The 10,910-nt window shown below is 64.4% G+C and carries 9 protein-coding genes; 8 read left to right on the forward strand and 1 reads right to left on the reverse strand.

Annotation, left to right across the window (positions count from 1 at the left end):
- Positions 1-81: 81 nt before the first annotated feature.
- From nudB to BTO02_RS03045, 7 genes are all read left to right on the forward strand, one after another.
- On the forward strand, positions 82-570 hold the full coding sequence (nudB, locus tag BTO02_RS03015; protein ID WP_075155768.1) for a dihydroneopterin triphosphate diphosphatase: 489 nt from the start codon (positions 82-84) through the stop codon (positions 568-570).
- A complete protein-coding gene (gene clsB, locus BTO02_RS03020; protein WP_075155769.1) occupies positions 567-1,826 on the forward strand; it encodes a cardiolipin synthase ClsB in 1,260 nt (419 codons plus the stop codon). The genes nudB and clsB overlap by 4 nt, the downstream gene beginning before the upstream one ends.
- A 213-nt stretch (positions 1,827-2,039) precedes the next feature.
- Entirely contained in the window at positions 2,040-2,645 is a 606-nt protein-coding gene (locus BTO02_RS03025) for a TetR/AcrR family transcriptional regulator (RefSeq protein WP_075155770.1), read from the forward strand.
- Positions 2,646-2,706: 61 nt separating this feature from the next.
- Positions 2,707-4,494 carry an acyl-CoA dehydrogenase C-terminal domain-containing protein gene (locus BTO02_RS03030; RefSeq protein ID WP_075155771.1) on the forward strand — a complete coding sequence of 596 codons (1,788 nt, stop codon included), beginning with the start codon at positions 2,707-2,709 and terminating at the stop codon, positions 4,492-4,494.
- A 130-nt stretch (positions 4,495-4,624) separates the two neighbouring features.
- On the forward strand, positions 4,625-7,063 hold the full coding sequence (locus BTO02_RS03035; protein ID WP_075155772.1) for a 3-hydroxyacyl-CoA dehydrogenase/enoyl-CoA hydratase family protein: 2,439 nt from the start codon (positions 4,625-4,627) through the stop codon (positions 7,061-7,063).
- A 22-nt stretch (positions 7,064-7,085) separates the two neighbouring features.
- Positions 7,086-8,294: an acetyl-CoA C-acyltransferase gene (locus BTO02_RS03040; protein WP_075155773.1), complete on the forward strand. Its 1,209-nt coding sequence runs from the start codon at positions 7,086-7,088 to the stop codon at positions 8,292-8,294.
- 136 nt (positions 8,295-8,430) lie between these two features.
- Positions 8,431-9,195 (forward strand): enoyl-CoA hydratase, encoded by a 765-nt coding sequence (locus BTO02_RS03045; RefSeq protein ID WP_075155774.1) that lies wholly within the window; start codon positions 8,431-8,433, stop codon positions 9,193-9,195.
- A gap of 104 nt (positions 9,196-9,299) precedes the next feature.
- On the opposite strand, the gene fdhD is transcribed toward BTO02_RS03045, so the two are convergent.
- A complete protein-coding gene (gene fdhD, locus BTO02_RS03050; RefSeq protein WP_075155775.1) occupies positions 9,300-10,136 on the reverse strand; it encodes a formate dehydrogenase accessory sulfurtransferase FdhD in 837 nt (278 codons plus the stop codon).
- Positions 10,137-10,311: 175 nt separating this feature from the next.
- On the opposite strand from fdhD, the gene BTO02_RS03055 reads away from it, so the two are divergent.
- Entirely contained in the window at positions 10,312-10,788 is a 477-nt protein-coding gene (locus BTO02_RS03055; RefSeq protein ID WP_075155776.1) for a nitrate reductase associated protein, read from the forward strand.
- The last annotated feature ends 122 nt before the right edge of the window (positions 10,789-10,910 follow it).

A 10,910-nucleotide genomic window follows, 5' to 3' on the forward strand; every position in this document is an offset into this window, starting at 1 on the left:
TGCGTTACATTCGCGGGTGAAGCCTGCTTGCATCTGCAGATCGATCGACCTGCGTCGCCGACGCGTTCCGACTGACGACCCATGCCGAAACCGCCGAAGATTCCCGAATCCGTGCTTGTCGTGATCCATACGCCCGACCTTGACGTGCTGCTGATCGAGCGAGCCGATCGCCCTGCGCTATGGCAATCGGTGACCGGCGCGCGTAACCATGTCGACGAGCCGTTTGCGGAAACGGCCGCCCGCGAAGTCGGCGAAGAGACAGGCATTGTCGTCGGCTCGCCCGACGTGCCGCGCGAGGCGCTCGTCGACTGGCAGCACCATATCCAGTTCGAGATCTTCCCCGAATGGCGGCATCGTTACGCGCAAGGCGTGACGGTCAACACCGAGCACTGGTTCAGCCTGCAGGTGCCGCGCCGCCTCGAGGTCACGCTCGCGCCGCGCGAGCACACCGCCCATATGTGGCTGCCGTATCGGGACGCGGCCAACCAGTGTTTTTCGTGGTCGAACCGCGACGCGATCCTGCAGCTGCCCGAGCGCGTGCTCGGAGCCGGCAAGAGGCGCGGCGCATGAGCGGCGGACGCCGCCGTCTCGCCCACTTCGGACAGACGCTGCTTGGCCGGCGCTACCTGTCGCGTTATCGGTTCACGACCGGCAACGACGTACGGCTCTTCACGTCGGGCGACCAGTATTTCCGCGCGCTGATCGAACGTATCGACGCGGCCACGCATATCGTCACGCTCGAAACCTACATCTTCGCCGACGACGACGCGGGCCACGATGTCGGCGCCGCATTGCTGCGCGCAGCGCAACGCGGCGTGTGCGTGCGCGTGATTACCGACGGCATCGGCACTCAACGCCTGCCGATGTTCGACGAGTGGGTCGCAGCGGGCATCGAGCATCGCATCTACAACCCGCATCTGTTCGGCCGCTTCGGCTTCTCGCGCACGCACCGCAAGCTTGCCGTGATCGACGATACCTACGCGTACTGTGGCGGCATCAATATCGTCGACGACTACGACCAGAACGGCACGCGTCTGCCTTATCCACGCTGGGATTTCGCGGTCGAACTGAGCGGCCCCGTGGTCGCCGACGTGCGCGTCGCGTTCGATCTGCAGTGGCGCCGCATCCGCATCGGCCATCGCCCAAAGCCCGGGCCCGGCACCGACGGCGCGACCAATGCGCAGGCCGTCACCGACCAGTTCGTGCGCGCGCGCCGCCGCATTCGCGGGGGCGACGTCCGCGCGGCGGCGGAGCCGTCCGTCGCCTTCGTCGCGCGTGACAACATCGTGAACCGCCGCGCGATCGAGAAGTCGTATCTGACCGCGATCGGCCAGGCGCGCGACGAGGTGCTGCTCGCGAACCCGTACTTCATGCCGGGCCGCAAGCTGCGGCGCGCGCTGATTTACGCCGCGAGGCGCGGCGTCGACGTGCGCCTCGTGGTCGGCAGAAAGGAGTTCGCCATACTCGACTACGCGGTGCCGTTCCTCTACCGCTCGCTGCTGCGAGCCGGCGTGAAGATCGCCGAGTACGAGAAGACCATGCTGCACGGGAAGGTGGCCGTGGTCGACTCGAACTGGGGCACGGTCGGTTCGTCGAACCTCGACGCGCTGAGTCTCGTGCTCAACAACGAGGCCAACGTCGTGCTCGTGCTGCACCCGCAGCTCGACCAGCTGCGCGGGGCGATCCTCGCCGCGTTCGCGGAGTCGCGCGGCATCGACGCGGCGCGCTACGAGGCGCGGCCGCGGTCGGAGCAATTCGTCAACTGGTTTGCGTATCAGGGCTACCGGGTGCTCATGAAGCTGCTGACCGTCGGCGGATACGACTAGACGCCGAAACTGATCTGCAAGCGATGCCGGAAAACAACCAAAATTGCAGACAAATAACTCTAAAAAATTGGCATCGCGCTAGAAATGGATGACGCAAAATTGAAAACCTGGTTAGAAAGCCGTTTCTAATAAAGTCCTTGTTTCGCGGACGACTGCAAACAATAATAGAACGTCCGTTCGATTTCTGTTTCATCACATCAGACGGTAATAGCTATGCGAAAAGGCGAACAGACGCGAGCCGCCATTCTCGATGCAGCGCTGGATCTCGCAAGCCGTGACGGACTCGAAGGTCTGACGATCGGCTTGCTGGCCGAGCGCATGCAGATGAGCAAAAGTGGCGTGTTCGCGCATTTCGGGTCCCGTGAAGATTTGCAGGTCGAAGTGGTGCGCGAGTATCACCGGCGCTTCGAGGACGAGGTGTTCTTTCCGAGCTTGCGCGAGCCGCGCGGTTTGCCGCGTTTGCGCTCGATGATCTCGCGCTGGATCGAGAAACGCATCCAGGAAGTCACGACCGGCTGCATCTATATCAGCGGCGCGGTCGAATACGACGACCGGCCCGACAACCCGGTGCGCGAGCAGCTCGTCTCGAGCGTGACGATGTGGCGGGCGGCGCTGACGCGCGCCATTGCGCAGGCGATCGACGAAGGCCATCTGCGCGCCAATACCGATGCGCAGCTGATGTTGTTCGAACTGTATAGCTTCACCTTGGGTCTGCATCATGACGCGCGCTTTCTGCATCTGCCCGATGCCGTGCGTCTGACGTGGGCCGCGCTCGAAAAACTGATCGATTCGTACCAGAGCGAGGGCGTGAGCCGCTAGCCGTCAGCAAGCTTGCAACGCCGCGGCGCCCTTGCACCAACCATCTGCATCGGAGACACACATGGGACAGTACGCCGCGCCGCTGCGCGACATGCAATTCGTGCTGCACGAGCTGCTGAACGTCGAGGACGAAGTCAGGCAGATGCCGAAGCATGCGGAGCTCGACGCCGACACGATCAACCAGGTGCTCGAAGAGGCTGGCAAGTTTTGCTCCGAAGTGCTGTTCCCGCTGAACCAGAGCGGCGACAAGGAAGGTTGCACCTACGAAGGCGACGGCGTGGTCACCACGCCGGCCGGTTTCAGGCACGCGTATCGGCAATACGTCGAAGCGGGCTGGCCCGCGCTCGCGTGCGACCCCGCCTATGGCGGCCAGGGGCTGCCTGCGTTCGTCAACAATGCGCTCTACGAAATGCTGAACTCGGCGAACCAGGCATGGGCGATGTATCCGGGCCTGTCGCATGGCGCTTACGAATGCCTGCACGCGCATGGCACGCCGGAACTGCAGCAGACCTATCTGCCGAAGCTGGTGTCGGGCGTGTGGACCGGCACGATGTGTCTGACCGAGGCGCATTGCGGCACCGACCTCGGCATCCTGCGCACCAAAGCCGAGCCTGGCGCCGACGGTTCGTACGCGATCACCGGCACGAAAATCTTTATCTCGAGCGGTGAGCACGACCTTGCCGAAAACATCGTGCATCTCGTACTTGCGCGTCTGCCCGATGCGCCGATGGGCACGAAAGGCATTTCGCTGTTCGTCGTGCCGAAGTTCCTGCCCAGCGATGCGGGCGAGCCCGGCGAGCGCAACGCGGTGAAATGCGGCGCGATCGAGCACAAGATGGGCATCCACGCGAACGCGACCTGCGTGATCAATTTCGACAACGCGAAGGGCTGGCTCGTCGGCGAGCCGAACAAAGGCCTCAACGCGATGTTCGTGATGATGAACGCGGCGCGCCTCGGCGTGGGTATGCAAAGCCTCGGGCTCACGGAAGTCGCGTACCAGAACGCACGCGTTTACGCGAAGGATCGCCTGCAGATGCGCGCGTTGAGCGGCCCGAAGGCGCCCGAGAAAGCGGCCGATCCGATCATCGTGCATCCGGACGTGCGTCGTATGCTGCTCACGCAAAAAGCCTACGCCGAAGGCGCCCGCGCATTTTCATACTGGGCCGCGCTGCAGATCGACAAGGAACTGTCGCATGGCGATGCCACAGTACGTGCAGAGGCTGCGGATCTGGTCGCGCTGCTTACGCCGATCCTGAAGGCGTTCCTGTCCGATAACGCGTTCGAGGGCACCAATCTCGCGCTGCAGGTGTACGGCGGTCATGGTTTTATCGCCGAGTGGGGCATGGAGCAGTACGTGCGCGACTCACGCATCAACATGATCTATGAAGGCACGAACGCGATCCAGTCGCTCGATCTGCTCGGCCGCAAGGTGCTCGGCGACATGGGCGCGAAGCTGAAGAAGTTCGGCAAGCTCGTCACCGACTTCATCGATGAAGAGGGCGTGAAACCCGAGATGCAGGAGTTCGTCAATCCGCTCGCCGACATCGGGGACAAGGTGCAGAAGCTGACCATGGAAATCGGCATGAAGGCGATGCAGAACCCCGACGAAGTCGGCGCGGCCGCGGTACCGTATCTGCGCACGGTCGGGCATCTGGTGTTCGCGTATTTCTGGGCGCGGATGGCACGGATCGCGCTGGACAAAGAAGCGTCGGGCGATCCGTTCTACAAGGCGAAGCTTGCCACCGCGCGCTTCTACTTCGCGAAGCTGCTGCCCGAGACCGCGTCGACGATCCGCGCGGCGCGCGCGGGCGCGAAGACGCTGATGGAAATCGACGAAGCGCTGTTTTGACCATTGTTCCGAGCGCTGTTCTGAATACGCGCGTGAGCCGCATCACGCGCAACCGAATCGCGCGACAGCCGTGCCGAACCTTCGGCACGGCTTGTCCACGCAACATTGCATGACACTCCGGAGAAACGACGTGAGCAATCTGATCATTCGCAAGGTGGCCGTGCTTGGCGCCGGCGTGATGGGTGCGCAGATCGCCGCGCACCTCGTGAACGCGAAGGTGCCGGTGCTGCTATTCGATCTGCCGGCGCGCGAAGGCCCGAAGAGCGGCATCGTGCTCAAGGCCGTCGAGAATCTGAAAAAGCTGTCGCCGGCGCCGTTCGGCGTGAAAGACGACGCGCAATTCATCGAGCCCGCGAACTACGACGACGACATCGAAAAGCTTGCCGAATGCGATGTCGTGATCGAAGCGATCGCGGAGCGCATGGACTGGAAGCACGATCTGTACAAGAAGGTCTCGGCGCATATCGCGCCGCATGCGATCTTCGCATCGAACACGTCGGGGCTGTCGATTACCGAACTGTCGCAAGGCTTTTCGGACGAGCTCAAAGCGCGCTTCTGCGGTGTGCACTTTTTCAATCCGCCGCGCTATATGCACCTGGTCGAGCTGATTCCGACCGCGCATACGCGGCCCGACATTCTCGATCAACTCGAAACGCTGCTGACGAGCGTGGTCGGCAAAGGCGTCGTCCGGGCAAAAGACACGCCGAACTTCATCGCGAACCGCGTCGGCGTCTTCTCGATTCTCGCGACGATCGCCGAAGCCGCGAAATTCGGCCTGCGCTACGACGAAGTCGACGATCTGACGGGTAGCCGCCTCGGCCGCGCGAAGTCGGCGACGTTCCGCACGGCCGACGTGGTCGGCCTCGACACGATGGCGCACGTCATCAGGACGATGCAGGACAACCTCGCCGACGATCCGTTCTTTCCGGTCTACGACACGCCGGCGGTGCTTGCCGGGCTCGTGAAGAACGGCGCGCTCGGCCAGAAGAGCGGCGCGGGCTTCTATCGCAAGGACGGCAAGACGATCAAGGTGCTCGACCCGCAGGCGGGCGACTACGTCGAAAGCGGCGCGAAGGCCGACGAACTGATCGGCCGCATCCTGAAGCGGCCGCCCGCCGAGCGCCTGAAGCTGCTGCGCGAATCGGACCACAAGCAGGCGCAGTTCCTGTGGGCGATCTTCCGCGACGTGTTCCACTACATTGCCGTGCATCTCGAATCGGTTGCCGATAACGCGCGCGATCTCGACTTCGCGGTGCGCTGGGGCTTCGGCTGGAACGAAGGGCCGTTCGAGAGCTGGCAGTCGGCGGGCTGGAAGCAGGTCGCCGAATGGGTGCGCGACGATATCTCGGCCGGCAGGGCGCTGTCGAATGCGCCGCTGCCCGCGTGGGTGTTCGACGGCGCGGTTGCGGAACACGGCGGCGTGCATACGGCCGAGGGCTCCTGGTCGCCCGCGGCGAAGCGCTTCGTGCCGCGTTCGTCGCTGTCCGTGTACGACAAACAGGTGTTCCGCGCGCCGCTTGCCGGCGAATCCGGCCGCGATCCCGCCACCTACGGCAAGACGCTATTCGAAAACGACAGCCTGCGTGCATGGGTCGACGACCGTGCCGGCGAGGACGACATCGTCATCGTGTCGTACAAAACCAAGATGAACACGATGGGCCCGGCTTTGCTCGACGGCATCGTGCAGGCCATCGAGCTCGCCGAGCAGGATTACAAGGGGCTCGTGATCTGGCAACCGACGTCGCTGAAGCTCGGCACGCCGGGCGGCCCGTTCTCGGCAGGCGCGAATCTCGAAGAGGCGCTGCCCGCGTTCATGAAGGGCGGCGCGAAAGGCATCGAGCCGTTCGTGAAGAAGTTCCAGCAAACGATGCTGCGCATCAAATACGCGAGCGTGCCCGTGGTACCCGCGGTGTCCGGGATCGCGCTCGGCGGCGGCTGCGAGCTGATGCTGCAAAGCGCGAAACGCGTCGCGCACGTCGAAAGCTATATCGGTCTTGTCGAGTTCGGCGTCGGTTTGCTGCCGGCGGGCGGCGGATTGAAGGAGGCCGCGTTGCGGGCGGCCGAAGCCGCGAGCATGCTCGGCGCAAGCGCCAGCGATCTGCTGAAGTTCCTGCAGAAGCCGTACGAATATGCGGCGACCGCGAAGGTGTCCGGCTCCGCGCTCGAAGCGCGCGCGATGGGCTATCTGAAGCCGACCGACACGATTGTCTTCAACGTGTTCGAACTGCTCGACGTCGCGAAAAAGGAAGCGCGCGCGTTGTCGGCCGCCGGCTATCGGCCGCCGCTGCGCGTCACGCAGGTGCCGGTCGCCGGCCGCTCGGCGATCTCGACGATCAAGGCGCAACTCGTCAATCTGCGCGACGGCCGTTTTATCAGCGAGCACGATTATCTGATCGCGAGCCGCATCGCCGAAACGATCTGCGGCGGCGATGTCGAAGCGGGTAGCCTCGTCGACGAGGAATGGCTGCTGACGCTCGAGCGCCGCGCGTTCGTCGAACTGCTCGGCACGCAGAAGACGCAGGAACGGATCATGGGCATGCTGCAAACCGGCAAGCCGGTGCGCAACTAGGCGGCGACCAAGGAGCAAAAAGATGAGCACGAGCAACAGGCAATTGCAGGACGCATATATCGTCGCCGCGGCCCGCACGCCGATCGGCAAGGCGCCGCGCGGCATGTTCCGCAATACGCGCCCCGACGAGTTGATGGTGCACGCGATCCGCTCGGCGGTCGCACAGGTGCCGGGGCTCGATACGAGCGTGATCGAAGACGCGATCGTCGGCTGCGCGATTCCCGAGGCGGAGCAGGGGCTCAATGTCGCGCGCATGTCGGCGCTGCTGTCGGGCTTGCCGAATACGGTCGGCGGCGTGACCGTCAACCGTTTCTGCGCGTCGGGGCTGACCGCGCTCGCGATCGCCGCGGACCGCATTCGCGTCGGCGAGTCGGACGCGATGATCGCGGGCGGCTGCGAATCGATGACGATGGTGCCGATGATGGGCAACAAGCCGTCGCTGTCGCCGCATATCTTCGATCGCGGCGAGGACGTCGGCATCGCATATGGCATGGGCCTGACGGCAGAACGCGTCGCCGAACGCTGGAAAGTGAGCCGCGAAGCGCAGGACCAGTTCGCGCTGCAGTCGCATCGACGCGCGCTCGCGGGCCAGCAGGCCGGTGAATTCAAGGATGAGATCGCACCGTACACGGTCGTCGAGCGCTTCCCCGATCTCGCGAGCGGCGAGGTGCGCGTGAAGACGCGCGCAGTGGCGCTCGACGAAGGTCCGCGTCCCGATACGTCTCTGGAAGGACTCGCGAAGCTGCGTCCCGTGTTCGCGAACAAGGGTTGCGTGACGGCCGGCAACAGCTCGCAGACGTCCGATGGCGCGGGTGCGCTGATCGTCGTATCGGAGAAGATGTTGAAGCAGTTCAACCTCACGCCGCTTGCACGCTTCGTCAGCTTCGCCGTACGTGGCGTGCCGCCGGAGATCATGGGCATTGGCCCGAAGGAAGCGATTCCGGCCGCGCTGAAGGCCGCAGGCCTGAAGCAGGACGACATCGACTGGATCGAGCTCAACGAAGCGTTCGCGGCACAGGCGCTTGCGGTGATCCAGGACCTCGGGCTCGATCCGGCGAAGGTGAATCCGATCGGCGGCGCGATTGCGCTCGGGCATCCGCTTGGCGCAACAGGCGCGATTCGTGCGTCGACGGTCGTGCACGCGCTGCATCGTCGGAAGCTCAAGTACGGCATGGTGACGATGTGCGTCGGCACCGGGATGGGGGCGGCGGGCATTATCGAGCGGGTTTGACGCACGCCGCGCCGTAACGCTGATGGTTCCTGGCGAGCGCCGAAGCGCGAACCAGGACCCGCGTCGGCATGCGGCCGGAGCAGGCGCGAAAGCGCCAACTCCGGTCGCAGCAAAGACGGGCATGGAGAGAGCGGGTATGGACATTCAGATCGAACGCGCCGGCGACGTCACGACAATCGCGATCAACCGCCCCGGCAGGAAGAACGCGATCACCGCCGCGATGTATCAGACGATGGCGGACGCGCTCGCCGATACGCAATCCGACGACACCGTGCGCGCGATCCTGCTGCGCGGCAGCGCCGGCACCTTCTGCGCCGGCAACGACCTCGAAGACTTTCTGAAGACGCCGCCGGTCGGCGAAGACGCACCCGTGTTCCGCTTCCTGCGCGCGATCAGTTCGGCCGAAAAGCCAATCGTCGCCGCCGTGGCCGGTGCGGCCGTCGGTATCGGCACGACGATGCTGCTCCATTGCGACCTCGTCTATGCGGCCGATACCGCAACATTCGCGCTGCCGTTCACGCAACTGGGGCTGTGTCCGGAAGCGGCGTCGTCGTTGCTGCTGCAGCGCGTCGCCGGCTATCAGGCCGCAGCGGAAAAGCTGCTGCTCGGCGAAGCGTTCGATGCACACGAGGCGCTGCGCATGGGTTTCGTGAACCGGCTGCTGCCGGCCGCGGAAGTCGATGCGTTCGCGCTGCAGCAGGCGCGCAAACTGGCGGCGCTGCCGCCCGCGTCGCTGCGCGTGACCAAGTCGTTGATGAAGCGCGCAAACCAGCACGAGATACAAACGCAGATGACCGACGAGGCCGCGCACTTCGCGAAGATGCTGCTTGCACCCGCTGCGCGCGAGGCGTTCACTGCGTTCTTCGAAAAGCGCAAGCCGGATTTCCGTTCCGTCTCATAGCGTCTTGATTGCGCCGCGCCGCGCCGCATCGCGTCGCGTCGCGTCGCGTCGCGTAGCGTAGCGTGACCACCGGACCGGCTTTGCTGCGCCGGCGCGACGATCCGTCACACGGTGTCGTAGTCGACGTAACTGTTCTCACGGCAAAAGCTGACAAGCCGTATTCCCGCTTCGCGCGCAATCGAAATTGCCAGCGACGACGGCGCCGAGATCGTCGCGACCATCGGCACGCCGACACGCGCGGCTTTGCGCACGAGCTCGTAGCTCGCGCGGCTCGACAGGAACACGAAGCCCTCCCTCGTATCGGCGCGGTCGAGCACGAGCTGGCCGATCAGCTTATCGAGCGCGTTGTGACGGCCGACATCCTCGAACGCGTAACGGATCGCGCCGCTTGCGTCGCACCATGCGGCCGCGTGCAGTCCGCCGGTCAGGCGCGTCAACGCCTGATGCGCGGGCAGTTCGCGCGCCGCACGCGCGATCGCGTCGGGCGCAAGGCGCTGCAGAAAGCCCGTATCGGGCACGCGCTCGGGCTGCAGGTCGAGCAGGTCGATGCTTTCGATTCCGCAGACGCCGCAGCCGGACCGGCCGGCCAGCGCGCGGCGCTTTTCCTTCAGTGCGACGAAGGCCTGCTGCACGACCGTCAGTTGCACTTCCGCATACGGCAACCTGCTGTCGGCGTTGCCGTTTTCATGCAGCTCGACCTCGATGTCCTGAATGTCGGCGTTGCGCCCGACAATCCCTTCGGACACCGCAAAGCCGACCGCGAACGCTTCGAGATCGCGCGGCGTGCACATCATGACCGCGTGCGAAATGCCGTTGAAGACGAGCGCGACCGGCCACTCCTGGCCGACATGGTCGTCGATGGTCTCGATCTCGCCGCCGCGATGCCGGCGCACCGTCTGCTCGATCGTGCCGGGCTGCCCGGCGGTTTCCAGTGGATTCAAGCGCTGCTCCTCGTGGCCTGCGTGTGGCCTGCGTGTGGCCTGCGTGTGGCCTGCTTGTGGCCTGATCATGGCCTGTAACTGGCTTGCGGCCAATAAGGTTCTAAAATACCTCAAGCCGGCGTTGGCTGCGCAGCGCGCCATCGTCGCTTCCGGCCCCCACATCCGAGGATCTGCCATGGGACTGAACGAAGCGCCCCTGCTCTTTGACTTCGAAGTCGAGTCTTCGGAGAATCTGACCTTCATACCGATGTGCGTGCGCTTCAACCTCGACCGTTTCGGGCTGCGCATTTCGCTGTCGCAATGGCAGATGCTGCCGCACGAAGACCGCGCCTTGCTCGCGCGTTTTCCGATCGAAGACGATGCCGCGATCGAACCGAACTTCGACCACGCGCTTTTCGAAATGATGCGCACCCACGCGAACGTCGAACCGGAGTGGTTCACGCCCGAAGACGCCCCCGCATGGCGCGATACCGGTGCGGTTCCGGCCGGCGTCGTGCATCAGGCAAACGTTGCACAGCTCGCCGCGCCGAGCGCCGAGCAATGGTCGCGTCTCGAGCCGTTCAAGCGCTACGTGCTGACCAAATTGTCGCGCAAGCCGGAAGGGAACCACGATTTCGTGCCCGCCATGAAGGAATTCGGCCTCGCGCGCTGAATTCGTCGCGTCTTTTCTGCTTTTTTGCCTGTTGTACCCTCAATCCGTTCCGAGCGTTGCCGTTATCCAAGGGTTGGCGCGCAAAGGTGCCATATCATGCGCGGCGCCGGGTGCGGTATCGT

Origin of the sequence: Paraburkholderia sp. SOS3, from assembly GCF_001922345.1 — a bacterium.
In the GTDB taxonomy this organism is placed as follows: domain Bacteria; phylum Pseudomonadota; class Gammaproteobacteria; order Burkholderiales; family Burkholderiaceae; genus Paraburkholderia.